Source organism: Thalassobaculum litoreum DSM 18839, from assembly GCF_900102465.1.
GTDB lineage: Bacteria > Pseudomonadota > Alphaproteobacteria > Thalassobaculales > Thalassobaculaceae > Thalassobaculum > Thalassobaculum litoreum.
Genome location: NZ_FNBW01000005.1, coordinates 45,292 through 68,060, shown reverse-complemented (window position 1 = coordinate 68,060; position 22,769 = coordinate 45,292). Strand labels below are relative to the sequence as shown.

23 protein-coding genes are annotated in these 22,769 nt (G+C 67.9%); 8 read left to right on the top strand and 15 right to left on the bottom strand.

Going from position 1 to position 22,769, the window contains the following annotated elements; all coding sequences use genetic code 11:
* Positions 1-108 precede the first annotated feature (108 nt).
* On the top strand, positions 109-3,684 hold the full coding sequence (locus tag BLS34_RS09160; protein ID WP_093149784.1) for an ABC transporter ATP-binding protein: 3,576 nt from the start codon (positions 109-111) through the stop codon (positions 3,682-3,684).
* A 116-nt stretch (positions 3,685-3,800) separates the two neighbouring features.
* Here the strand turns inward: BLS34_RS09160 and BLS34_RS09155 are convergent, their stop codons facing one another.
* From BLS34_RS09155 to BLS34_RS09115, 9 genes are all read right to left on the bottom strand, one after another.
* Entirely contained in the window at positions 3,801-4,178 is a 378-nt protein-coding gene (locus tag BLS34_RS09155) for a PRC-barrel domain-containing protein (RefSeq protein WP_038013027.1), read from the bottom strand.
* 206 nt (positions 4,179-4,384) lie between these two features.
* Complete coding sequence (locus BLS34_RS09150) at positions 4,385-4,897, bottom strand: RNA polymerase sigma factor (protein WP_028792800.1); 513 nt, start codon at positions 4,895-4,897, stop codon at positions 4,385-4,387.
* A 427-nt stretch (positions 4,898-5,324) separates the two neighbouring features.
* A complete protein-coding gene (locus BLS34_RS09145; protein WP_051243595.1) occupies positions 5,325-6,839 on the bottom strand; it encodes a sensor histidine kinase in 1,515 nt (504 codons plus the stop codon).
* A 7-nt stretch (positions 6,840-6,846) separates the two neighbouring features.
* Positions 6,847-7,641: a response regulator transcription factor gene (locus tag BLS34_RS09140; protein WP_245701949.1), complete on the bottom strand. Its 795-nt coding sequence runs from the start codon at positions 7,639-7,641 to the stop codon at positions 6,847-6,849.
* The gene (locus BLS34_RS09135; protein ID WP_093149778.1) at positions 7,602-8,141 is read right to left on the bottom strand and encodes a hypothetical protein; all 540 of its coding nucleotides are present in this window, start codon (positions 8,139-8,141) and stop codon (positions 7,602-7,604) included. The genes BLS34_RS09140 and BLS34_RS09135 overlap by 40 nt, the downstream gene beginning before the upstream one ends.
* A gap of 129 nt (positions 8,142-8,270) precedes the next feature.
* Entirely contained in the window at positions 8,271-8,519 is a 249-nt protein-coding gene (locus BLS34_RS09130) for a hypothetical protein (protein WP_093149776.1), read from the bottom strand.
* Between the two features lie 180 nt (positions 8,520-8,699).
* Positions 8,700-9,644 carry an OmpA family protein gene (locus tag BLS34_RS09125; RefSeq protein WP_038013034.1) on the bottom strand — a complete coding sequence of 315 codons (945 nt, stop codon included), beginning with the start codon at positions 9,642-9,644 and terminating at the stop codon, positions 8,700-8,702.
* 60 nt (positions 9,645-9,704) lie between these two features.
* On the bottom strand, positions 9,705-9,986 hold the full coding sequence (locus BLS34_RS09120) for a DUF3185 family protein (protein WP_093149774.1): 282 nt from the start codon (positions 9,984-9,986) through the stop codon (positions 9,705-9,707).
* Between the two features lie 218 nt (positions 9,987-10,204).
* Complete coding sequence (locus tag BLS34_RS09115) at positions 10,205-11,602, bottom strand: L-serine ammonia-lyase (protein ID WP_093149772.1); 1,398 nt, start codon at positions 11,600-11,602, stop codon at positions 10,205-10,207.
* A 181-nt stretch (positions 11,603-11,783) separates the two neighbouring features.
* On the opposite strand from BLS34_RS09115, the gene BLS34_RS09110 reads away from it, so the two are divergent.
* From BLS34_RS09110 to phnX, 6 genes are all read left to right on the top strand, one after another.
* A complete protein-coding gene (locus BLS34_RS09110) occupies positions 11,784-12,452 on the top strand; it encodes a haloacid dehalogenase type II (protein WP_093149770.1) in 669 nt (222 codons plus the stop codon).
* A gap of 4 nt (positions 12,453-12,456) precedes the next feature.
* Positions 12,457-13,176: a GntR family transcriptional regulator gene (locus tag BLS34_RS09105; protein ID WP_093149768.1), complete on the top strand. Its 720-nt coding sequence runs from the start codon at positions 12,457-12,459 to the stop codon at positions 13,174-13,176.
* Entirely contained in the window at positions 13,173-14,009 is an 837-nt protein-coding gene (locus BLS34_RS09100) for a GNAT family N-acetyltransferase (protein ID WP_051243605.1), read from the top strand. The genes BLS34_RS09105 and BLS34_RS09100 overlap by 4 nt, the downstream gene beginning before the upstream one ends.
* A gap of 11 nt (positions 14,010-14,020) precedes the next feature.
* Positions 14,021-15,190 (top strand): NAD(P)/FAD-dependent oxidoreductase, encoded by a 1,170-nt coding sequence (locus BLS34_RS09095; RefSeq protein ID WP_093149766.1) that lies wholly within the window; start codon positions 14,021-14,023, stop codon positions 15,188-15,190.
* An 89-nt stretch (positions 15,191-15,279) separates the two neighbouring features.
* A complete protein-coding gene (locus BLS34_RS09090; protein ID WP_093149764.1) occupies positions 15,280-16,410 on the top strand; it encodes a TIGR03364 family FAD-dependent oxidoreductase in 1,131 nt (376 codons plus the stop codon).
* Positions 16,407-17,198 carry a phosphonoacetaldehyde hydrolase gene (phnX, locus tag BLS34_RS09085; RefSeq protein ID WP_093149761.1) on the top strand — a complete coding sequence of 264 codons (792 nt, stop codon included), beginning with the start codon at positions 16,407-16,409 and terminating at the stop codon, positions 17,196-17,198. Before BLS34_RS09090 ends, phnX begins: the two co-directional genes overlap by 4 nt.
* On the opposite strand, the gene BLS34_RS09080 is transcribed toward phnX, so the two are convergent.
* The 3 genes from BLS34_RS09080 to BLS34_RS09070 all read right to left on the bottom strand — a co-directional run bounded on the left by BLS34_RS09080 (position 17,183) and on the right by BLS34_RS09070 (position 19,268).
* Positions 17,183-18,142, bottom strand: coding sequence for a phosphoribosylaminoimidazolesuccinocarboxamide synthase (locus BLS34_RS09080; RefSeq protein WP_093149759.1), 960 nt, complete (start codon positions 18,140-18,142; stop codon positions 17,183-17,185). The two genes, phnX and BLS34_RS09080, sit on opposite strands and share 16 nt — an antisense overlap.
* 69 nt (positions 18,143-18,211) lie before the next feature.
* On the bottom strand, positions 18,212-19,087 hold the full coding sequence (aguB, locus tag BLS34_RS09075) for an N-carbamoylputrescine amidase (RefSeq protein WP_093149756.1): 876 nt from the start codon (positions 19,085-19,087) through the stop codon (positions 18,212-18,214).
* A gap of 1 nt (position 19,088) precedes the next feature.
* The gene (locus tag BLS34_RS09070; protein WP_028792813.1) at positions 19,089-19,268 is read right to left on the bottom strand and encodes a hypothetical protein; all 180 of its coding nucleotides are present in this window, start codon (positions 19,266-19,268) and stop codon (positions 19,089-19,091) included.
* Positions 19,269-19,360: 92 nt separating this feature from the next.
* Between BLS34_RS09070 and BLS34_RS09065 the strand changes: the two genes are divergently transcribed.
* Entirely contained in the window at positions 19,361-19,849 is a 489-nt protein-coding gene (locus tag BLS34_RS09065) for a GNAT family N-acetyltransferase (RefSeq protein WP_093149754.1), read from the top strand.
* Positions 19,850-19,857: 8 nt separating this feature from the next.
* On the opposite strand, the gene BLS34_RS09060 is transcribed toward BLS34_RS09065, so the two are convergent.
* The 3 genes from BLS34_RS09060 to BLS34_RS09050 form a co-directional block, all read right to left on the bottom strand.
* Complete coding sequence (locus BLS34_RS09060) at positions 19,858-20,748, bottom strand: alpha/beta fold hydrolase (protein WP_051243614.1); 891 nt, start codon at positions 20,746-20,748, stop codon at positions 19,858-19,860.
* Positions 20,749-20,810: 62 nt separating this feature from the next.
* Positions 20,811-21,941, bottom strand: a complete 1,131-nt coding sequence (locus BLS34_RS09055; RefSeq protein WP_093149751.1) for an ABC transporter ATP-binding protein — start codon at positions 21,939-21,941, stop codon at positions 20,811-20,813.
* The gene (locus tag BLS34_RS09050) at positions 21,938-22,768 is read right to left on the bottom strand and encodes an ABC transporter permease (RefSeq protein WP_093149749.1); all 831 of its coding nucleotides are present in this window, start codon (positions 22,766-22,768) and stop codon (positions 21,938-21,940) included. The genes BLS34_RS09055 and BLS34_RS09050 overlap by 4 nt, the downstream gene beginning before the upstream one ends.
* Position 22,769 lies beyond the last annotated feature (1 nt).

The following is a 22,769-nucleotide window of genomic DNA, read 5'->3' as shown; positions in this document are numbered from 1 at the left end:
GCCGCATCAATGTTCAAATTCGTACACGCGGTCTTCGCAATCGTCCATCTAGTTCGGAGTCATTCTCAACTAGGATGAACATGACATCGATTCTGAGGGATGACCCCCATGCATTTCGAGACGCGGCTTTGGGCATTCACGCAGGGCGTTCGCTGGCGTATCGCGCTGGCGGTCGTGGTCGGACTGGCGGCGGTGGCGCTGGGCGTGGCCCGGCTCGCCCTGCTCGGCTGGCTGATCGGCCGCATCTTCGCCGGCGACACGGTGGAGCAGCTCATGTGGCCGATCGCGGCGATCGCCGCCGTCATGGTTCTGCGCGGCGCCTTCGAGCACTGGCGCAACACGGTCGCGCACCGCACCGCCGCCATCGTGCAGAAGAAGCTGCGGCGCAAGCTGTTCGACAAGCTGGCCGAACTCGGCCCGGCCTATGTCGGGCGCGAGCGCTCCGGCGGGATCACCCTCACCCTGGTCGACGGGGTGGAGCAGTTGGAAACCTATTTCGGCCAGTATCTGCCCCAGGGGCTGGTCTCGCTCCTGACGCCGGTCCTGATCTTCGCCTTCGCCGCCTTCCTCGACCTGCCGGTGGCGGGCGTGCTGCTGGTCTTCGCGCTGATCTCGCTGTTCGCGCCGGCGATCTGGCACAGCCTCGACCAGCGCAATTCCCTGCGCCGGCAGAAGGCCTATTCCGCCTTCGCCGCCGAGTTCCTGGACAGCATCCAGGGCCTGCCGACCCTGAAGGCCTTCGGCCAGGGCACCCAGCGGGCCGACACGCTGGCCGCCAAGGCGCGGGACCTGTTCAAGCGCACCATGTGGGTGCTGGCGACCAACTCGCTGGCCCGCGGCATCACCGACACCGCCATCGCCTGCGGGGCGGCGGCGGCGCTGGCCGTCGGCGCCTGGCGGGTGGATTCCGGCGCGATGGAGCTGACCGAGCTGCTGATCATCATGATGCTCGGCGTGGAGATCTTCCGGCCCATGCGCGAACTGCGCAACGTGCTGCACCAGGGCATGGTCGGCATGTCGGCGGCCAAGGGCGTCTATCACCTGCTGGACGGCGTTCCGGCGGTGGTCGACGGTGCGCACAACCCGGCGGCAGAGAGCCTGACCCCGTCGGTCTCGTTCGAGGGCGTCGGTTTCCGCTATCCGGGTGCCCGCCGCATGGTCCATGACGGGCTCGACTTCCATGTCGCCGCCGGCGAGCGGGTCGGCCTGGTCGGACCCAGCGGCTGCGGCAAATCCTCGGTGGTGCGCCTGCTGCTGCGCTTCTTCGATCCGGAGCAGGGCCGCGTGAGCATCGGCGGCGTCGACCTGCGCGAGATGTCCTTCGAGCAGATCCGCTCGCGCATCTCCGTCGTCAATCAGGACACGTTCCTGTTCCACGGCACCATCGGCGACAACATCCGCATGGGCTGGCCCGAGGCATCGGACGAGGATGTCATCGCCGCCGCCCAGGCCGCCAATATCCACGGCTTCATCGCCGGTTTGCCCGAAGGCTATCAGACGGTGGTGGGCGAGAAGGGCATCAAGCTGTCCGGCGGCCAGCGCCAGCGCGTGGCGATCGCCCGCGCTTTGCTGCGCGACACCCCGATCCTGGTGCTGGACGAGGCGTTGAGCGCGGTCGATGCCGAGAACGAGGCGGTGATCCAGGACGCCCTGAACCGGCTGATGAAGGGCCGCACCACCCTTGTGCTCGCCCACCGTCTGTCCAGCGTCATCGACTGCGACCGTATCCTGGTGCTCGACAAGGGCCAGGTGGTTGAGGAAGGCGCCCACGATGCGCTGATGGCCAAGGGCGGCGTCTACGCCCGGCTGATGGCCGAGCAGGCGCGGGAATCCCAGCGTGCCGAGGGCGATGCCGTGATCGACCCCAAGCCGGCGGCGGAGACCCTGTCGTCGGTGCCGGGCGGGGCCAAGCAGGCACCGACCGAAGGCATCATCAAGGCCGAGGGCCTGGGCTGGTTCCAGGTGGTGAAGGCGCTGATGGCCACCGCCCTGCCCTGGTGGGGCCGGCTGACCCTGACCTTCGCCTTCGGCGTCCTACGGGTGCTCGCCTTCATCGGTGTCGGCGTGTTCAGCGCGCTGACGATCCTGGCGCTGAAGAACGGAACCTCCTACGACCAGTGGCTGATCGCGCTGGCCGTGATCGCGCCGCTGTCGGGCCTGCTGCACTGGCTGGAATCCTGGCTCGCCCACGACATGGCGTTCCGCCTGCTGGCCGAAATGCGGATCGCCGCCTTCCGCAAGCTCGACGCCCTGTCGCCGGCCTATCTGGTGCGCCGGCGCACCGGCGACCTGATGTCGCTCGCCACCCATGACATCGAGCTGATCGAGTATTTCTTCGCCCATACTGTCGCCCCGGCCTTCGTCGCCGTCCTGGTACCGGCCGCCGTGGTGGCGGTGCTGGCGAGCCAGAGCGTCTGGGTGGCGGTGGCCCTGGTGCCGTTCCTGGCGGCGGTGGCGCTGGCGCCGTTCCTGATGCGCGGCAAGGTCGACCAGCTCGGCTCCGAAGCGCGGGAGGCGGCAGGCGAGCTCGGCGCCGTCGCCGTGGACTCGGTCCAGGGCCTCGGCGAGATCGTCGCCTTCCAGCAGGAGGACCGGCGCGGTCAGCTCATCGAGAAGCTGACCCAGCGTCACATCGACCTGCGCCTGCCGTTCTTCGAGGAACTGACCCTGCAGCAGAGCCTGATGGAGATCTTCACCGGTCTCGGCGGCCTGGCGGTGGTGGTGACCGGGGCGGTGATGGCGTCCAACGGCGTGATCGATCCGGGCCTCTTGCCGCTGCTCACGTTGCTGGCGATGGCGGCGTTCCTGCCGGTGTCCGAGATCGCCCAGATCGGCCGGCAGCTCGCCGACACCCTGGGGGCGACCCGGCGCTATTACGGGCTGGAGAACGAGCCGGTGCCGGTGACCGACGGCCCCGGTGTACCGGCCGCCGAGGGTCCGGCCTCCATGGCGTTGGACGGCGTCTCCTTCACCTATCCCGGCCAGCACCGCTACGCCCTGAACGCGGTCAGCCTGGAGATCCCGGCGGGGTCCACGGTCGCCATGGTCGGCACCTCGGGCGCCGGCAAGACCACGACCGCGCAGCTGCTCATGCGGTTCTGGGACCCCGATGCCGGACGGGTCACCATGAACGGGGTGGACCTGAAGGAGTACGGGCTGGACGACCTGCGCGGCCGGATCGCCCTGGTGGCCCAGGACACCTACCTGTTCAACGACACCCTGCGGGCCAACATCCTGGTCGCCCGGCCCGACGCCTCCGAGGAGGATCTTCAGGCGGCGGTGCGCCACGCCTCGTTGCAGGAACTGGTGGACACCCTCCCCGAAGGCATCGACACGCCGGTCGGCGAGCGCGGCACGTCGCTCTCCGGCGGCCAGCGGCAGCGGGTGGCGATCGCCCGCGCCTTCCTGAAGGACGCGCCGATCCTGATCCTGGACGAGGCGACCTCCCACCTGGACGCGGTCAACGAACAGGCGGTGCGCGGGGCGCTCGACAAGCTGAAGGCCGACCGCACCACCATCGTGATCGCCCATCGCCTGTCCACGATCCGCGACGCCGACAAGATCGTGGTGCTGGAGGAAGGACGGCTGGTCGAGGAAGGCAGCCACGAGGTGCTGCTGGCCAAGGGCGGGCTGTATGCCCAGCTTGTCTCGCGCCAGCTCGCCTCGGCCTGGGCGGCGCAATAGGCATGTAAGAGAAGACCCCGCGGCCTGAGCCGCGGGGTCCGACGTCGGAGCGCTGTGGCGCTTCGGGGGGAGCTCGGGGGAATAACGCCAGGCCCCGACGCGTTCGGTTCGGGCGATCAGCCCTCGTAGTTCGGCAGGTCCTTGATCTCGGCCGCGCGGAGGCTGACCCGGGCACGACCCTCGGAGATCAGGGTGAAATCGGCGATCGGGATGGCGACCCGTTTGTCGCCGACGCCGAGGATCCCTTCGTATTCGACGACCGCCTTGGGCGACCCGCCGTCGTCAACGATCTTCCGGACCTCGCCGGCCTCCTTCTCGTCGATCGAGATCACCGTGGCTCCGACCAGCCGCTTTTCACGGATGGAGGTCGCCTCGTCGACCTGCGGCCGGCCCACCGGGTTCACCTCCACGGCGGGCACCCTCGAGGTCTCGGGCACCGTGACCTGCGAATTCGCGGGCTCCGCAACGGCGACGATCTGGGCGGCTCCCGCCATGAATGCGGCACTCAAGACGGTAGTAATCAGCCTCGCTCTCAATGCTACCTCCCTCGGTCGCGACTGAAACGGACCCGGTCCGTCTGCATGGGATCCCGCCGGCGCCGCGGGTGGGGGTGGGGGAAACGGCGCCGGCGGGCCCAAGGCGGATCGGCGGGGACGATGGGGAGAGCCCCCGGCCGATCCGAATTCCGTGTGACCCTTGATCAGGCGGCGACGGCCGCGGCCTCGGGCGCCTGCCCCTCGTCCATCCGAACCTTCAGGGTCTCGCGACCGCGAAACAGGCGGGACATCACGGTCCCCACCGGCACCCCCAGGCGCTCGGCGGCGGCGCGGTAGGACATGCCGTCCACCGCGATCATCTGGACGACGTCGTGCTGCTGCTCCGGCAGCGCATTGATGGCGTCCTGCATTTCGTGAATCCGATGACGCTGATACTGGTTCGGCAGCACACCGAGGCTGCCCTGTACGTCGTCGAGATCGACGACCGGACCCTGACGCTTTTTGCGTGCATAGTCGTCGGCGATGACGTTGCGCACGATGCGGTTCAGATAGCCGCGCCAGTTCTCCACCTTGCGACCGTCGCGCACATAGACGATGGCCCGCAGCAGCGCCTCCTGAGCTATGTCGTCGGCGTCGGCACGGTTGCCGACAAGCCGCCGGGCCGTGCGCTGCACGCTGCTGTAATGCTCTTTGGCCTGCATTTCGGTGATGGTCATTGCTCTGCTCCCACAACCTTCAAAGTGTTCGGCTGTTCGCCGTCGTCTGAATAAGACTTAGCGGGGCCGCTGTGATGTTGCTGGGCCAGAGCTGTGACAAGTGTGTGCCATGCCGGCCCCAAGCTGTGAACGTCGCGGGATCGGGGAGGTTCCGGCAAGAACGCGGCACGCTTACGTTTTATTGCCATCCCACGGGAAGCAATCTTCCGCCCCTCGTCATGGCGGGTGCCGAGACCCTAGGAAAACCGGGACTTCTCGGTGTTACGTCGTGACGGCGCCGGCTTGGCGACCCGCCGTGCGGCGGAGGATCGGGCCCCCAGGTGCAGGGCCCGCCGAAGCGAGCCCTGCAGGGGAGTGGGGCAATGACGCGGCAATTTTGTTGGCCGCTGACATCATGACCCTAGCCGGAGCGATGTTATTCCGCGGGTCAGGGTTTTTCCGCGATGGGCAGGGAGATGGTCACTTCCAGGCCGGGCTCGGCGTTGCGGGCGGAGACCGATCCGTTCAGGGCTTCGACGTTGCGGCTGACGATCCACATCCCGAGACCGAAATGCCCGCCGCCCCCCTCGTCCACGGCCGCGGCCGGGCGCTTGGTGAAGCCCTTGTCGAAGAGCTGGCCAAGAACCTCGTTCGAGGCGCCGGGTCCGACATCGCGCACCACGATGCGCACGTCTCCCGCGACCCGACCGAGCCGGACGGAAACGGTCGCCCCCTTCGGCGAGAAGCCGACCGCGTTCTCGATGACGTTCTCGAAGACCGCCTCCAGCATCTCGTCGCTGCCGAGGACGACCGCCTCGGCGGCGATCTCGGCATGGAGATGAATGCCCCGCGCCTCGCACGGTCCCTCGAAATCGGCGCAGAGGCCGCGCAGGAGAACGTCGATGCGAACCGGGTCGCGCGGCGGCGAGGCCAGCAGAGCCGCCGCCTCGGTGGTACGCTGACCGGCGACGATCAGGCTGCTGAGCCGCTGGCGCGACTGGTCGATGATGCCGAGCATGCGATGGGCACGCGCATTGTCCGATGGCACGGCGCGGCGCAGGGCCTCGATGGACTGGGCGATGGTGCCGATCGGGGTCTTCAGGGCATGCACCTGCTCCTCCGCCGAGGCGCGGATATCGACCGCCACGTCGTGCAGGCGCTGGACCATGGCGTCGAACTCGCCGGCCACACCGTCGAGCTCCGGCACCCGGTTCAGCCGGCGGAACGACCGCCCGGCACCGCCCGCGCTGGCGATGCGCTGCGCGTGCCGCTCGAATCGTCGCAGGGCCCCGCGCACGTCCAGCAGGACGACGATGAGAATGGAGGCCATCGCCATATAGATCACCACGGCGGCGATCACCTCCGGGCGCTGCCAGTACGGTTCGATCAGCGAGGCGGCGACCTCGTCCTCCAGGGCCAGCGAGGCGATCAGCGCCCAGCACCCCTGGGCGGTGCGGATCGGGGTGATGGACACCAACAGTTCGCGTCCGCCATCGGGTACCGGGGTGACGCGACTGAGTTCCAGCATGCCGGAGCAGGACGACCAGACATCGCTCAGCAGCCCGGTCTCGCGGAACAGCCGGCGCTCCACCTCGAGCTGCTCGGCGCTGGAGGGCGGGGTGGTGGCGACGTAGAAGAAGTCGGCGACGTTATCGTCACCGGCGGGGCTGAACAGCAGGCGCAGGCGCATGCCCGGCGTCTCGAACAGGTGCAGCCGCTCGGGCACGTCGGCGAAGACGTCGGCCTCGGGCCGTCCCACGTCGTCGGCCAAGGCCTGGGCGATGGCGGCACCATGGCTGCGCACGCTCTCCAGCATGAAGGCCCGACGCTCCTGATCGGCCATCTGGAACCGGCCGTAGAGCACCGCCGGCACCACAAGGAACAGGATCAGGACGATCAGCAGCTTGGCGGCGATCGAGCGGCTATATCGTGAGAATACCGATGCGGGGGGCCCCTGGTTCACCGATCGCCTATTCCGGCTCGCGCCAGCGATAGCCGAAACCCGGATAGTTCTCTATCTGCTCGAAGCTCTCGTCCATGTCCTTGAACTTCTGTCGTATTCGCTTCACGAAGCTGCGGACATTCGCGCGGTAGCCGTCGCCGCCGGTGCCGACGAAAAAGTTCTCGCCATGCACCAGGTTGTACAGGTCGCGATACTTGATATCGCGTCCCGGCTTGGAGGCCAGTTCGTCGACAAGCTGGTACTCGGTCAGGGTGAGCGGCACCTGCGCGTCGTTCCAGAACGCCCGTCCGGCCTTGCGGTCCAGGGTGAGCGCGCCGACGACGATGCGGCCCGCCTCGCCGACGCCCCCGGATCCCTCGTCCTCGCCCGAACTGTTCCGGCCGCGCACGCCGGACAGGATGATCTGCACCCGGCGCAGCACGATGGAGAAGCTGCGGGACTTGTCCACGAAGTCCACCGCCCCGGTCGCCAGTGCCGACTCCTCGAAGATCTGGTCGGTCAAACTGGTCAGGATGATCGCCGGCAGGTCGAGTCCGGCCGCGTTCATAGCCTTCAGCGTATCCAGCCCGGACATGCCCGGCATCTTCCAGTCCAGGATCACCAGGTCGAAATTCGCGTCCTCCGACAGCCGGCGCATGGCCGCCTCGCCGGACTCCGCCGTCTCGGTCTCGATGCCGTTATCCTCGAGATTGATCGCCAGGGTCTCGAGAATAAGAGCGTCGTCATCGACGATAAGGACGCGTGCGGGGGGACCGGGTGGCATTACGAAGCACGTGTCCTCGAAGCTAACTTCGTTAAGCATGCCGTGCGCTCCTCTTCGCCGAGGGAAGAGGGCAGGAACTTATGCCCGAGGACGGCGTATTGCGACGCGGAGATCTGCGGGAAGAGATAGAGCTCAACCGAGCATCCGCCTTCGCGGTAGATCCAGACCTCGCCCGGAGGCTGGTCGCGGACCTCGTCGGCCGGCCCGAGAACGGACTGGAGCCGCGGCCGGTCCGCGCCGGCGAGCGTGTCCATATCGACGGGCGGACGAGTTGTGACCGATGCGGCCGGGATGCCGGAACCGGACTGGTCCTGGCCGCTCGGCGCGGCGGCGCTGTTCTTGCCGGAGCCGGGGCTTTTGCCGGAGTCGGGCGATCGCCGGGGCACAGGGGGGCGCGGTTCGGGCACGGGCGCCCGCACGCCGGTTCCCTCGGCCGGCTTGGCATTCGGCTGAACGCCGATCGCCGCTTCCTGACGGCCGGACGTTCCGGCGCAGGCAGCCAGCGATAGGACACAAGCGGTAGCGATGAACAGGCGCATCGATGAGACATCGCCTCACCGCCCGTTTCTGTCAATCCTCTCAGCATGTCACTCTCAATCATCCGGAGATTCGCGGGAGGACCCGGCCGGTGTCGGGGACCGACGGTCCCGGACCGGGGTGGGTGAGGGTCACGGATTGACCTTGACCTCGTCCTCGCTGGTAAAGGCGCCGATCGCCGCACCGGCGGCCCCGCCGATCAGGCCGCCGGCGAACCAGCTGCCGCCGGTCAGAGCGCCCGCGGCGACACCGACGCCGGCGCCGAGCGCGCCGCCGGAAAGAGTTCTCTGTTCGCGATTATTGAGATTGGAACAGCCGCCAAGAAGAACACCGGCGACGAGGAATGCGGATATAGATTTGACAACGTTCTTCGGGGACATTTCAGCTACTCCGAATTTCGACGATGTAGCTGATCTATTTCAGAAAACAGGCGCTTTCAAGCGATGCACAGCGTTGTCACAGGTTGCCACAGAAAGGACACGAAGAACGATTGTTGGAACGCAAAAAAGGACCCCAGCCGCGAGGCTGGGGTCCCAAGTCGATAGTCTGGAAAGACTGTCTTAGTTGGTGGTGACGGTCGTGACCCTGGAGGTCTCGGTCACCGCGCCCTGGGCGATGATCTCGACGCGGCGGTTCAGCTGCTCGCGGACACCGTCGCCGGTCTGCACGGCCAGGTTCTCCTCACCGTCGGCGGCGATCTCAAGGTCGTCGATATCACCGGTGGCCATGCCCTGGCGGTCCAGCTCGGCACGCACGTTCGCGGCGCGGCGGGCGGACAGGTCCTTGTTGTAGGCATTCGAGCCGGAGGTGTCGGTGTGACCGGTGATGAACAGCGTGATGCCCTTCAGCTTCCGCATCTCCATCACGAAGGCGTCGATCTTGGCCTGCGCGTCCGGGTTGATGTTGTCCTTGTCGAAATCGAAGTAGACGATCTCGCGGGCAACCTCGGCGTAGGTCTGGGTCACATCGGTGGTCGCGACCTTCGGCTCCATCGCGGACTTCAGGTTCTGCAGAGCGGCGAGGAAGGTGTCACGGCACGCCGCGATGTGGGTCGGCTGGTGACCCTCTTCCTGCTGCTCGACCCAGCAGTCGTACTTTGCCTGGGCGATGGCGGCCTCGGACGGAGCCATCTCGCGGCCGCCGGCATCCAGCAGGCCGACCAGCTCGGTGCGGGCCGACTTCAGCTCGGCCATCTTCGCGCCGTTCTCGATACCCCAGTTCTCCGGGTCGTACGGCATCGGAGTCTTGCCGCCCTGGGCCATCACGCCCTTGGTCGCGTGGTTCTCGGCATCGAACCAGTCGTACATCTCGTCGGCCTCGAAGAGGGCGATCTCCTTGTACTCCTTGACCAGCTCCTGGTTGAAGTTGCCGCCGGTCGGCTGCGCCATGCGCATGGCATGGACGTTCGGGAACAGAACACCGTCATTGGCCTGGGCAGCAGTGGAGCCGACGGACATCAGCGTCACCAGAGCGATCGGCACGGCATACATCACGGATTTACGCATTATGGTTCTCCTTCGTTCTTTCTGAATCACGGGTAGAAGTTTCGATTGCGGGTACTCAGGTCACGAGCGCGCCCGAAGCGCCACCAGGGACCCAATGACCAGTGCGGCGGAGCCACCGACGATCTGCAGCATCGTCCGGTCCGAATACTGCCCCGTGAGCCCGTGCCTCAGCTCGGCAAGCGGGGCATCAGCCGCGCTCACGCCGAGAGCCAGAAACACGCCACCGACCACGGCAACGGCAAGTCCACCAACACGTGTCGAAAACATCCACTTCTCCCAATCGATCTGGCGACCGGACAACCCCTCGCCACTTGGTTTCGACATAGGCAGGACGGAAAACATGATCCGATTATTCCGTGAACGTTTTTCGAGTTCTGTCGGATCGCGTTATTCAGATCCCCGCCGCGTCAATGAAACGCAAGACAAGGCGAACGGTTCCAATTTTTTGCGTAGTACGCGGCGGAAACCTTCGACGCCGATCGAAATCGGCGGAAATCCAACGGGTCGCGGCGATTTCCCCGCCGACTGTCCGACCGGCGACGTCCGCGTCGGCGGGTCGGTCAGCACTCCGGCAGGTTCACCGCGATGCCGCCGGTGGAGGTTTCCTTGTACTTCAGGCTCATGTCGCGGCCGGTCTCCAGCATCACCCGGACGCAGTTGTCGAGCGGCATGAAGTGCTGACCGTCCCCGCGCAGCGCCAGGCTGGCGGACGACACCGCCTTGATCGCGCCCAGGGCATTGCGCTCGATGCAGGGGACCTGGACCAGGCCGCCGGCCGGATCGCAGGTCATGCCGAGATGATGCTCGAGAGCGATCTCGGCGGCGTTCTCCACCTGGGCGTTGGTGCCGCCGAGCGCCGCGCACAGGCCGCCCGCCGCCATGGCGGAGGCCGACCCCACCTCCCCCTGGCAGCCGACCTCGGCGCCGGAAATCGAGGCGTTGTGCTTGATCAACCCGCCGATGGCCGCCGCCACCAGCAGAATGTCGCGCTGCCCGTCCCGGCTCGCTCCGATGCAATGGTCGCGGTAGTAGCGCAGCACCGCCGGGACCACGCCGGCCGCGCCGTTGGTGGGCGAGGTGACGACCCGACCGCCGGCGGCGTTCTCCTCGTTCACCGCCATGGCGTAGACGCTCATCCAGTCGTTCACCGCATGCGGCTGAACCTGGTTCAGGCCGCGCTCGGCCAGCAGCGCGTCGTGGATCGCCTTGGCCCGACGCCGGACCTTCAGTCCGCCGGGCAGGATGCCGGTACCGGACAGGCCGCGATCGATGCAGTCGTCCATCGCGTCCAGCACGCGGTCGAGCGCCGCGTCCAGCCCGATCCCATAGGCGACGGTCTCGTTGGCGCGCTTCATCTCGGCGATGCTGAGCCCCGCCCGCGCACCCATGGCCAGCATCTCCGCCGCCGAGCCGAAGGGATAGGGATAACCCAGGTTCTCCTTCTCCGCCCCGAGACCCTCCGGGTCGCCGGCCTGCTGTTCGGACAACTCCGCGGCGGTCACCACGAAGCCGCCGCCGACGGAATAGTACGTCTCCGACAGAACGCGCTCGCCGGCCGCGTTCAGGGCATCGATCACCAGTCCGTTGGCGTGACCGGGCAACGGGTCGCCGTAGTCGAAGACGAGATCGGTCTCGGGCGCGAAGGCGAGCGGTCCGATCCCCTCGACCTCGAGCCGTCCACGCGCGTGCACCTCGGCGACCAGGGCGTCGGCCAGGTCGGGATTCAGGGTCTCGGGCCGCATGCCGATCAAACCCAGGATCACCGCCCGGTCGGTCGCGTGCCCCTTGCCGGTGAAGGCCAGCGAACCGTACAGGGTCACCCGCAGGCCAGTCGGGGCGCATCCGCCGGCCTGCCTCAGGACGGAGAGAAACCGGGCGGCGGCCAGCATCGGCCCCATGGTGTGGGAGGAGGACGGGCCGACGCCGATCTTGAAGATGTCGAAAACCGACAGGAACATCACCCCTCCGCCCGCACCGCCCGTTGCGCCCCTCAAGCATAGGCCGACTTGCCCGACGCGTTGGGGCGTTTTCGTCGGATCGCCGCCTGTTTCCGTCATCGCGGCTTTCGCCGTGAGACTGATTGTTGACAATCTTACAATCTGAATGGAAGGTGGCCCCGATCAACATCGAGGCGGCGCCATGTCCCTGTCCCAGATCCGCTACATCACCTTCGACTGCTACGGCACGCTGACAAACTTCCGGGTCGGCGACGTTACCCGGGAACGGCTCGCCGACCGGATCGATGCCGGCGCCATAGAGGCCTTCCTGGCCGATTTCAGCGCCTACCGGTTCGACGAGGTGCTGGGGGCGTGGAAGCCGTATCCGGAGGTGCTGCACCGCTCGCTGGAGCGCACCTGCAAACGCTGGAGCGTAGCCTTCCGGGCCGAGGACGCCCAGGCCATCGTCGAGGCGATCCCGAGCTGGGGACCGCATGCGGATGTTCCGGCCGGCCTCGCCCGCGCGGCGGAGAAGCTGCCGCTGGTGGCGCTGTCGAACGCCTCCGACAGTCAGATCCAGTCGAACGTGGACAAGCTCGGCGCCCCGTTCCACGCAGTCCTGACCGCCGAACAGGCGCAGGCCTACAAGCCGCGCTTCCGGGCCTTCGAGTATATGTTCGACACGCTCGGCTGCGGGCCGGAGCATGTGATGCATGTCTCCTCCAGCCTGCGCTACGACCTGATGACCGCCCATGACCTGCACATCGCCCGGCGGGTGTTCGTGGAGCGCGGCCATGGGCCGGGCAATCCGGCCTATGGCTACCAGGCGATCCGCGATATCGGCGGCCTGCCCGGCCTCCTGGGGCTCTGAGTCCATGGGCGCACCCAGACCGATCGAGAAGCTCACCCTCTCCGTCCAGGTGGCGGAACGTCTGCGCGGCGACATCCTTGCCGGCACCCATGGCCCGGGCGAGCAACTCCACGAGGTGGAACTGGCCCTGAGCCTCGGGATCAGCCGCGGCCCCCTGCGCGAGGCGATGCAGCGGCTGGTGCAGGAGGGGCTGCTGAAGAGCATTCCCCATCGCGGCGTCTTCGTGGTCGACCTGAGCGAGGACGACATGCTCGACGTCTTCTTCGTGCGCGCCAGCCTGGAGGAGGCCGCGATCCGGCGCCTGGTCGGCGGCGACGACGGGGGCGGCGGCGACCGGGCCGCCACCGCCCGGCGGCTGACCGTCATTTCCGAGCGCATGGACCGGGCGATGCGCGGCGGCGACCACGCCCGCGGCGGCGATCTCGACCTGGAATATCACCGCACCCTGGTTGATGCCGCCGGCAGCCTGCGGCTGTCGCGCACCTACGCCACGGTGCAGGCCGAGACCCGGCTGTGCCTGCACCGGCTGATGGGGGGCTATCGCAGCCGCGACGATCTCGCCGTGGAGCATTTCCGCCTGGCGGAGCTTATCGGCTCCGCGCCGGTGGAGGTCATCCTGCCGGAACTTCATCGCCATTTCGGCGACCCCGCCGCGATCCTGCGTCGCCTGCGCCAGGACGCCCCCGACGCAGCCCCCGACGCCGAGCAGAGACAGGATCGATGACCGCCTCCCCGCTTCACTACGGCACCGTTCAACCGGACGACCTCGATGCCGTCACCGAGCTTGTGAAGCTGCTGCGGTGGCCGCATCGACGCGAGGATATAGACCTGTTCATGCGCCTGGGCGCCGGGCATGCCGCCAAGGACGAGGCCGGCAGCCTGCAGGGCGTGGCCCTGTGGTGGGCGTTCGAGCCCGCCGCCGCCCGATTGGGACTGGTGATGGTCAATCCCGACAGCCAGGGTCGCGGTATCGGCCGCCGGCTGGTACAGCAGGTGCTGGACGATGCGGCCGACCGCTCGATGATGCTGCTCGCCACCGAGGCGGGGAAGCCGCTCTACGACAAGCTGGGCTTCGAGACGGTCGGCGCCTGTCGTCAGTATCAGGGGACCTGCGAAGGACGTCCTGCCCCCGATCCGCAGATCCGCCCGGCGACGCCGGACGACATGCCGGCCATCCTGTCCCTCGACCGGACCGCCTTCGGTGCCGGACGCGCCGACGCCCTGCAGGCGCTGAGCGAGATCGGGCGCGTCGCGGTGATCGACCCAGGCTCGGGCATCGCCGGTTATGCGATCGAACGCAACTTCGGGCGCGGCACCGTGGTCGGCCCGATCGTCGCCGGATCGGAGACGGACGCGATCCGGCTGTTCCGCGCCCTCGCCCTGCCCGGCTTCGTGCGGGTCGATGCGCCCGTCGGATGCGACGGGTTCGCCCGGTTCATCGAAGACCAGGGCCTCGCGGCCGTCGGCGCCGACTCGCCGGTCATGGTCCGCGGCTCCTGGCCCGAGCCGGCGGGCCAGGCCCGGCTCTTCGCCCTGTCCAGTCACGCGCTCGGTTGAGGAGCCCGCCCATGCATAAGGTCATCGTTGTCGGCCGCGGATTGATCGGCAGCGCCGCGGGGCGGCATCTGGCCGGTCTGACCGACGGCGCCGCCCTGCTCGGCCCGGACGAGCCCAAGGACCGCGCCACCCATACCGGCGTCTTCGCCAGCCACTACGACGAGGGGCGGATGACCCGGACCGTCGATCCGGACCCGGTCTGGGCGGTGACCGCCAAACGTTCCATCGACCGTTACGAGGAGATCGAGGCGGAAAGCGGCATCCGCTTCTTCACCCCGTCGGGCTATCTCGGGATCAGCGGTCCCGGTTCCGACTATCTCGACCGCTCGGAGGCCGCCGGCCGGCCGTTGGGCGCGCAGACCGGATGGCTCGACGCCGACGCGATCCGCCGGCGCTTCCCGTTCCTCAGCGTCGCCGATGACACGCGCGGCCTGCATGAGGGCGGCAAGGCCGGTCATCTGAGCCCGCGCGCCATGGTCGCCGCGCAATGCACCGCCGCCCAGAAGCGCGGCGCCACGATCATCGCAGACGAGGCCGCCGCCATCCGGCCGGTGCCCGGCGGGGTCGAGGTCGAGACGGCTGCCGGCGCGGTCCACAGGGCCGAGCGGGTGCTGGTCGCCGCCGGCGCCTTCACCGGTGCCTGGGGCCTGAGCCCGGTCGACCTGAAGCTCCGGGTCTTCGGCCGCACCGTCACCCTGGCCCGGATCGAGGGTGATCTCGTCGGGGAGCTCGCCGACATGCCGACCATGGGACACGCGGAGAGCGGCGCCTATATCCTGCCGCCGATCCGCTATCCCGACGGGCACCTGTACCTGAAGATCGGCATCGGCAGCACCGACGACGCCGACCTGCGCAACCGCGACGACTTCGCCCGCTGGTTCAAGAGCAGCGGGTCGGCCGACAACCGTCGGGACTTCCAAGACTTTCTCACCACCCTGATCCCCGGTCTCGCCCGCGCCAGCCACTGGCACACGGATACCTGCGCCGTCGCCTGGACCGCCACCGGCTATCCGCATATCGACTGGGTCGAGGACGGCCGCGTCGCGGTCGCCGTGGGCGGCAACGGCAAGGGCGCGAAATCCGCCGACGACTGGGGCTGGCTCGCCGCCCGGCTGGTCGCCGGCGAGAATTGGGATCACCCGGTCTCCCGCGACAAACTCCGCCTGCCCGCCAAAGGCTGAGAGCGACACAGAAGCTTCACGAAACCGGCCTTGCCGCGTCGCCCGCGAGGCGATTACATGCGCGGCTTATGCGACTGCGGGGCCGCGGAATGAGTTATGATATCGCCATTGTCGGTGCCGGCATCCTCGGCCTCGCCCATGCGCTGGCCGCCGCCCGCCGCGGCAAGCGCGTGGTGGTGATCGAGCGCGATGCCTTCGCCACCGGCGCCTCCATCCGCAATTTCGGCTTCGTCACCGTGACCGGCCAGGAAGCCGGCGACTGCTGGACATTGGCCCGCCGCTCCCGCGACGTCTGGGCCGAGGTCGCGGCGGCGGCCAGGATCCCGGTGCTGCACGAGGGCCTGATCGTCACCGCCCGCCATCCCGAGGCCGAGGCGGTGATCGACGCCTTTCTGGAAACGGATATGGGGGCCGAGTGCCGGCGCCTGTCCCGAGAGGAGGCCCGCGCCCGCTGCCCCGCCCTGCGCCCCGACGGGGTCACCGCCGCGCTGTACTCACCGCACGAGCTGCGGGTCGAATCCCGCACCGCCATCGCCGCCCTGGCCGGCTGGCTGGCCGAGGCGCATGGGGTGGATTTCCTGTGGTCGACCCTGGTCCATTCGGTCGAGACGCCCGTGCTCGATACCAGCCGGGGCCGGGTCGAGGCGGAGACCGTGGTCGTCTGCCCGGGCGACAACTTCCAGGGCCTGTTCGCCGACCGCATCGCCGCCTATGCCCCGACCCGGTGCAAGCTGCAGATGATGCGGGTGGTGCCGGAACGACCGGTGGCGCTGGGATCGGCGGTGATGTCGGACCACGGCCTCGCCCGCTACCATGGCTACGCCGATCTGCCCGCCGCCGGGCCCCTGAAGGCGCGGCTGGACCGCGAGCAGCCGGCCAAGCGGCAACACGGCGTCCACCTGATCGTCGTGCAGTCTGAGGACGGCTCGCTGGTCGTCGGCGACACCCACGAATACGGCGAGACGCTCGACCCCTTCATCTCCGACGAGCTCAACGCCCTTGTCCTGGACGAGTTGGACAGCGTGCTCGACCTCGGCGCGCGGCGGGTGAGCGAGACCTGGATCGGCACCTATGCCAGCGCCGGCGATCGCTGGCGCTTCACCGACGCGCCGGACGACGCCACCCGGGTGGTGGTGGTCACGGCCGGCTGCGGCGCGTCCACCGCCCTCGGCATCGGCGAGGAAACCATCGACACCCTGTTCGGGAGCGTGACGGAATGAGCAAGTTCAAGGCGGTGGTCTTCGACTGGGCCGGAACGACGATCGATTTCGGCTCCTTCGCGCCGATGGGCGTCTTCGTGGCGGCGTTCGAGCGGTTCGGCATCGAGACCAGCATCGAGGACGCCCGCGGCCCCATGGGCGCGCCGAAATGGCACCATATCGACGCCATGATGAAGCTGCCCGCCGTGGTCGACCAATGGACCGCCAAATACGGTCGCGCGCCGCAGAAGACCGACGTGGACGAGGTCTACGCTGTCTTCGTGCCGATGAACGAGGAGGTGGTGGCCGACTACGCCACGCTGGTGCCGGGCACCAAAGATGTCGTGGACTGGCTGCGCGACCGGGGCATGAAGATCGGTTCGACCACCGGCTATACCCGCTCGATCATGGAACGGGTCCTGCCGCTCGCCGCCGAGCAGGGCTATGCGCCGGACAACCTGGTCTGCGCCGACGACCTGCCGGAGGGCCGGCCGGGGCCTCTCATGATGTACAAATGCTTCGTCGACCTGGTGGTCTACCCGCCCAGCGCGGTCATCAAGGTGGACGACACCGAACCGGGCATCGCCGAGGGCGTCGCCGCCGGCTGCGTGACCGTCGGCGTGACCCTGTCCGGAAACGCGGTGGGCAAGACGCCGGAGGACCTGGCCGCGATGTCTGAGGCGGAGACCGCCCCGTTACGCGCCAAGGCGACCGAGCTGCTCGCCGCGGCCGGCGCCGACCATGTCATCGACACCATCGCCGACCTCCCCGCCCTGATCGAGCGGCTGGAGGCTCAGGCGGAGAAATAGCCCGCGAGGTTGGCGCGGATGCGGTCCAGCGGCGTGACGCCGGAAACGTCCGGCACGAAGCTCTGCCCGGTGATCGCCTCGAAGGCCTCCACATAGACGTTGGCCGTGCGGTCGACCAGCTCCTTCGGGATCTCCGGAATGTCATCGTTGTAGGGATCGCAGCGGGCGTCGACCCAGGCGCGGATGACATCCTTGTCGAAGGACGGCGGCCGGCTCCCTTCCGCGAACGCCGTCTCGTATCCCTCGGCCAGCCAGAAGCGGGAGCTGTCCGGCGTGTGGATCTCGTCCGCCAGCACGATCGCCCCGTCCGCGTCGGTGCCGAACTCGTACTTCGTATCCGCCAGAATCAGCCCGCGGGCTGCGGCCATTTCCTGTCCTCGCGCGAACAGGGCCAGGGCGATGGACGACACGCTTTCCCACTGGGCTTCGGTCAGCAGGCCCTGGGAGAGGATCTCCTCGGCCGTCAGCGGGGCGTCGTGGCCCCCGTCGAACGCCTTGGTCGTCGGGGTGATGATCGGGGTCGGCAGCCTGGCGTTGTCGCGCAGGCCGTCGGGGAAGCTGTGCCCGTAGATCGCCCGCTCGCCCTTCTTGTAGCGGGTCAGGATGGACGTGCTGGTCGTGCCGGCCAGATACCCGCGCACCACGATCTCGACCGGAAGGATCCGAACCTTCTGGGCGATCACCACATTGGGGTCGGGGTATTCAAGCACGTGGTTGCGGCAGATATCCGCCGTGTGCTCGAACCAGTAGCGCGCCATCTGGGTCAGCACCTGCCCCTTGAACGGAATCGCGGCGAGGATCCTGTCGAAGGCGGAGATCCGGTCCGAGGCGATGAGGATACGCCGGCCGTCGGGCAGGTCGTAGCAGTCTCGCACCTTGCCGAAATACGGATTGCTGAGCTCGGGAATGCGGGCGTGGTCGAGCACGCGATCGGGAAGGGTCATCGACGGAGGTCCCAGGGTGAACGCACGTGTTTGCCAGACCGGCTAACACAGTCGGAGCCGGATGTCGCGCTACCGCTTGCCGTCCGCCGTGGCGATCGCCCCGTAAAGCTCCGGCCTTCGGTCGCGGAACACGCCCCAGCCGAGCCGGCGGGCGCGCACCGCGTCCAGGTCGAAACTGGCGGTGATCACCGCATCGTCGGCCCCTTGCGCATCGGCAACCACCGCCCCGGTCTCGTCGGCGATGAAGGAGGTGCCGTAGAAGGTGATCTCCGAGGTCTGACCGATCTCGCGGCCGACCCGGTTGCTGGCGATCAGCGGCGTCAGGTTGGCCCCGGCATGGCCCTGCATCACCCGGCGCCAATGGGCCGAGCTGTCGAGCGGCGGGGCCGGTGGCGGCTCGCTGCCGATGGCGGTCGGATAGAACAGGAGCTCGGCGCCCTGCAGCGCCATGGCCCGGGCGGATTCCGGGAACCACTGATCCCAGCAGATCGCGCAACCGAGCCTGCCATAGGCGGTGTCCCAGACCCGGAAGCCGGTATCGCCGGGCGTGAAGTAGAACTTCTCCTGATAGCCCGGCCCGTCGGGGATATGCGCCTTGCGGTACAGGTCCAGCACCCCGCCGTCGGCATCGATCATCACCAGGCTGTTGAAGTGGGCGTTGTGCGCCGCCTCGAAGAAACTGAAGGGCAGCACCACCGACAGCTCACGGGCCAGATCGGCGAAGCGGGCGATCACCGGATTGCCCTCCACCGGACGGGCGAGGCCGAAGAAGGCCGCGTCCTGGTCCTTGCAGAAATACGGGGTCTCGAACAGTTCCTGCAGCAGGATGACCTGCGCCCCCTCGCCGGCGGCGCGGCGCACCAGCGCCTCGGCCCGGTCGAGGTTGCTCGCGGCATCGGCGCCACAGGACATCTGCGTCGCCGCGACGGTAACGGACCGGGTCATCTCAGCGTCCGTAGCGCACGACAACCTGGCGGTCGCCGCCACGCGGGACCGGGCCGTTCACAACCGGTTTCTGGCCGAGATGCGCGCGGCGCGCGCGGGCCACATCCTCGCTGTCGAGCTTCATCAAGTCGATTGCGATGAGGCTGGCGAAGGCCGCCATGATCTTCTCGATAAGGAGCACGCGACCCTCCCTGGGCCAGTGACAGCAACGGCCAACATGGTAAGCTGTGCGCCGCACAACGCCAAGCTGAACCCCTGTACATTTCTGGTCCCATGACGCTCGAAACCGTTCGGTCCAAACCCGCAGGCCTACCATCCACAGACCTTCCTCCGATCGTTTTCATTCCCGCCGGCGCCGAGGATATCGACCGTCTGGTCGACCTCAAGGTGGCGGTGATGCGCGGCGAGCTGGAGCGTCTGGGCCGCTACACGCCGGAGCGGGCGCGCGAGAAGTTCGTCGCGCGGTTCAGCCCCGAACGCACGCGGCTGATCGACCTGGACGGTCGCTTCGCCGGCTGCGTGACCGTCACCGACCACGGCGCGCATGTGGAGATCGAGCACCTGTACCTGACGCCGGCGTGCCACGGCAGCGGGCTCGGCAGCCGGATCATGGGCGTGCTGATGGACGAGGCCCGCGCATTGGGCAAGCCGATCCGGCTCACCGTGCTGAACGGCAGCCCGGCCAACCGGTTCTATCAGCGCCTCGGCTTCGTGGAGACCGAACGCGACCCGATCGACATCCAGTATTTCTGGACGCCGTAACACTTCGCTCAGAGCTCGGCCGTCTCCGGCTCCTTCACTTTCGCGCGCGTCTCCTTCAGCCCGCAGAACCGGTCGAACGCCTCCCAGAGCTGGTCGCGGATCGGGTCGATCTCGCCCAGGATCTCATGCTCGGCCTCGGGGATTCGGAGTCCGACTCCATGCGGCAGGCGTTGGATCGCCCGCTTGGTCGCCACGTTGTCGACGATCCGGTCGCGGCCGGCCAGGACGACGAGGATCGGCGCGCGGATCGACTCGAACCAGCCGGGCCGGTGGGTGAGCTGAATCGATCGCCACGCCGCCCGGGCCCAGCCGAAGGTCGGATCGGCCACCGCCAGATCCGGATTCTCCGCGATCAGCCGGTGGGCCCGGTCGAAGCGAACCGGGTCGGTGGTCAGCTTGTTGCCTTCGAACTGGCGGCGGCGGGGACCGTAGGGACTGCCGCCGAAAACGTAGCGTCCGGACATGCCCACCGTGCAGAACACCGCCAGGAGGCTGCCGATGGACGGCTTCAGCGCAGCCACCCCGATCATCGGTGCGATCGCCACGCCCCGCTTCACCCGCTCGGGATGACGCCGGCAGTACCAGATGGCCAGATGGCCACCCATGGAATGCCCGACGACCGTCAGCGGACCGACATCGTCGAGGCCTGCATCGGCGATCACCGCGTCGAGATCGGCCAGATGGGTGTCGAAACTGTCCACATGTCCCTTGGAGCGGTCGGGCAGGTAGCGTGCCGACAGGCCCTGGCCGCGCCAGTCCAGGCACAGCACGCCGAAGCCGCGCGCCCGCAGGTCGGCCGCCGTTTCCAGGTGCTTCTCGATGAATTCGGTATAGCCGGGCAGGAACACGCACCAGCCGGCCGGCCCGGCCGGGCCGAACACGGCGTATCTGAGGTGCATTCCGTCGGGTCTATCCAGCCATCTGGTCTCGCCGCCTGCCTCTTCGATCGTATCCGGTATGCTCACCTTTCCAGAACCACTCCACATGTTGCCGTCCAGGAGAGGTATACAGGATCCTCCCAGGTAAAGGCGCGTCGCGTGACCCGGTCCAGGTTCGCGCTGGAAACCTTCATCAGCGGCAGGTCCGGGGAAATCCGGACATGATAGACCGAGGTCTCGCCTAGATAGGTAACTTCTTCGACCATTCCAGACACGGTATTAGCGTCTGCCTCGCCGGTCGGTTCCTTGGTGATGTCGATCTTTTCCGGCCGCAGCGCGACCCATGCGGTGCTGCCGACCGGCGGTGCGGCTTCGTGCTCCATCTCGATCGGCGTGGCAATGCCGGGGCAGGCCAGCCGCACCCGGCCGTTCGACGCGCTCTCGATCCGGCCCTCGATCATGTTCACCGAGCCGATGAAATCGGCGACGAAGCGGCTGGAGGGAAATTCGTAGAGCTCCGCCGGCGGGGCGATCTGCTGCACCTGGCCCTGGTTCATCACCGCGATCCGGCCGGCCATGGACAGTGCCTCGGACTGGTCGTGGGTAACGATGACGAAGGTGATTCCGACGGTCTCCTGCAGGTTGACCAGCTCCAGGCGCATCGCCTCGCGCAGCTTGGCGTCCAGTGCGGAGAGCGGCTCGTCCAGCAGCAGCACCTTCGGCCGCTTCACCAGCGCCCGGGCCAGGGCCACGCGCTGGCGCTGGCCGCCGGAAAGCTGGTCCGGCCGGCGCGCGGCGAAGCCGTCGAGCTTGACCAGCGCCAGGGCCTCCTCGGCCCGCCGCCGGATCTCGTCGCGGGGCACGCCGTCGATCCGCAGCCCGTAGCCCACATTGTCCAGCACCGACATGTGCGGGAACACGGCATAGGACTGGAACACCATGTTGACCGGGCGCTTGTTGGCCGGGACCAGGGACATGTCCTGGCCGTCGATCCGGATCGTGCCTTCGCTCGGCAGTTCCAACCCGGCCAGCATGCGCAGCAGCGTGGTCTTGCCGCAGCCGGACGGTCCCAGGAGCGCGAAGAACTCGCCCCGGCCGATCTTCAGGTCGACATCCTCGACGGCGGAGAAGGATCCGAACCGCTTGCACAGGCCGGAGATCTCGATGATCGGCGCATCGTTCCCCGCGATAGGGGCGGCTCCGCTGGTGCTCATGACTTGTCCTTCTCCTGTCGGAACTGCATCCACAGGGCGATGCCCGTCAACACCACGGTCAGTAAGATCAGAACGGTCGAGGCGGCATTCACCTCCGGCGTCACCGAGAACCGCACCATCGAGTAGACCTTGACCGGGAAGGTTACCGTGTCCGGGCCGGAGGTGAAGAAGGTGATGACGAAATCGTCCAGCGACAGGGTGAAGGCCAGCAGCGCGCCGGCCACCAGGCCCGGGCGCATGAACGGCACCATCACGTCCCAGAACACCCGCCACTCACTGGCCCCCAGATCCTGGGCCGCCTCGGCCAGCTCCTGGTTGAAGCCGGCCAGTCGGGCGCGCACCACCACGGCGACGAAGGGGAAGCTGAACGACACATGGGCGATGATGATGGCCGACAGGGAGAACGGCCAGGGCAGCCCGCTCGGCCAGCCGACCTTGGCGAAGAACGCCAGCATCGCCACGCCCATGCAGATCTCCGGGATGACGATCGGCAGGGCCATCGCCCCCTCGTACCCCGCCTTGAACGGGAAGCGGAACCGCCAGAGCAGCAGCGCGGTCAGCGCGCCCAGGACCGTCGCGATCACCGTCGACAGCAGGGCGATCGCCAGCGAGTTGACGAAAGCCTCGATCAGCTCCGAATTGCCCAGGGCCTTCTCATAGTATTTCAGGGTGAAGCCGCGCCACACGATGTTGCGGCGGCTGTCGTTGAAGCTGAACGCCACCAGGGTGACGATCGGCGCGTAGAGGAAGATGAAGGTCGCCAGCAGGGTCAGACGCATCCAGGTGCGTCGCGTGTATTCCAGCGGGCCGACCGGTGTGCGCGCCATG

What these genes read in the sequence shown, in the direction of transcription:
- BLS34_RS09130 (WP_093149776.1), bottom strand. Translation starts at nt 8,519, where the DNA reads ATGTCCCCGAAGAACGTTGTCAAATCTATATCCGCATTCCTCGTCGCC.
- BLS34_RS09095 (WP_093149766.1), top strand. Translation starts at nt 14,021, where the DNA reads ATGCATAAGGTCATCGTTGTCGGCCGCGGATTGATCGGCAGCGCCGCG.
- BLS34_RS09135 (WP_093149778.1), bottom strand. Translation starts at nt 8,141, where the DNA reads ATGCGCCTGTTCATCGCTACCGCTTGTGTCCTATCGCTGGCTGCCTGC.
- BLS34_RS09120 (WP_093149774.1), bottom strand. Translation starts at nt 9,986, where the DNA reads ATGTTTTCCGTCCTGCCTATGTCGAAACCAAGTGGCGAGGGGTTGTCC.
- BLS34_RS09100 (WP_051243605.1), top strand. Translation starts at nt 13,173, where the DNA reads ATGACCGCCTCCCCGCTTCACTACGGCACCGTTCAACCGGACGACCTC.
- BLS34_RS09125 (WP_038013034.1), bottom strand. Translation starts at nt 9,644, where the DNA reads ATGCGTAAATCCGTGATGTATGCCGTGCCGATCGCTCTGGTGACGCTG.
- BLS34_RS09065 (WP_093149754.1), top strand. Translation starts at nt 19,361, where the DNA reads ATGACGCTCGAAACCGTTCGGTCCAAACCCGCAGGCCTACCATCCACA.
- BLS34_RS09115 (WP_093149772.1), bottom strand. Translation starts at nt 11,602, where the DNA reads ATGTTCCTGTCGGTTTTCGACATCTTCAAGATCGGCGTCGGCCCGTCC.
- BLS34_RS09105 (WP_093149768.1), top strand. Translation starts at nt 12,457, where the DNA reads ATGGGCGCACCCAGACCGATCGAGAAGCTCACCCTCTCCGTCCAGGTG.
- phnX (WP_093149761.1), top strand. Translation starts at nt 16,407, where the DNA reads ATGAGCAAGTTCAAGGCGGTGGTCTTCGACTGGGCCGGAACGACGATC.
- BLS34_RS09080 (WP_093149759.1), bottom strand. Translation starts at nt 18,142, where the DNA reads ATGACCCTTCCCGATCGCGTGCTCGACCACGCCCGCATTCCCGAGCTC.
- BLS34_RS09160 (WP_093149784.1), top strand. Translation starts at nt 109, where the DNA reads ATGCATTTCGAGACGCGGCTTTGGGCATTCACGCAGGGCGTTCGCTGG.
- BLS34_RS09055 (WP_093149751.1), bottom strand. Translation starts at nt 21,941, where the DNA reads ATGAGCACCAGCGGAGCCGCCCCTATCGCGGGGAACGATGCGCCGATC.
- BLS34_RS09110 (WP_093149770.1), top strand. Translation starts at nt 11,784, where the DNA reads ATGTCCCTGTCCCAGATCCGCTACATCACCTTCGACTGCTACGGCACG.
- BLS34_RS09060 (WP_051243614.1), bottom strand. Translation starts at nt 20,748, where the DNA reads ATGCACCTCAGATACGCCGTGTTCGGCCCGGCCGGGCCGGCCGGCTGG.
- BLS34_RS09150 (WP_028792800.1), bottom strand. Translation starts at nt 4,897, where the DNA reads ATGACCATCACCGAAATGCAGGCCAAAGAGCATTACAGCAGCGTGCAG.
- BLS34_RS09140 (WP_245701949.1), bottom strand. Translation starts at nt 7,641, where the DNA reads ATGCTTAACGAAGTTAGCTTCGAGGACACGTGCTTCGTAATGCCACCC.
- BLS34_RS09050 (WP_093149749.1), bottom strand. Translation starts at nt 22,768, where the DNA reads ATGGCGCGCACACCGGTCGGCCCGCTGGAATACACGCGACGCACCTGG.
- BLS34_RS09090 (WP_093149764.1), top strand. Translation starts at nt 15,280, where the DNA reads ATGAGTTATGATATCGCCATTGTCGGTGCCGGCATCCTCGGCCTCGCC.
- aguB (WP_093149756.1), bottom strand. Translation starts at nt 19,087, where the DNA reads ATGACCCGGTCCGTTACCGTCGCGGCGACGCAGATGTCCTGTGGCGCC.
- BLS34_RS09155 (WP_038013027.1), bottom strand. Translation starts at nt 4,178, where the DNA reads ATGGCGGGAGCCGCCCAGATCGTCGCCGTTGCGGAGCCCGCGAATTCG.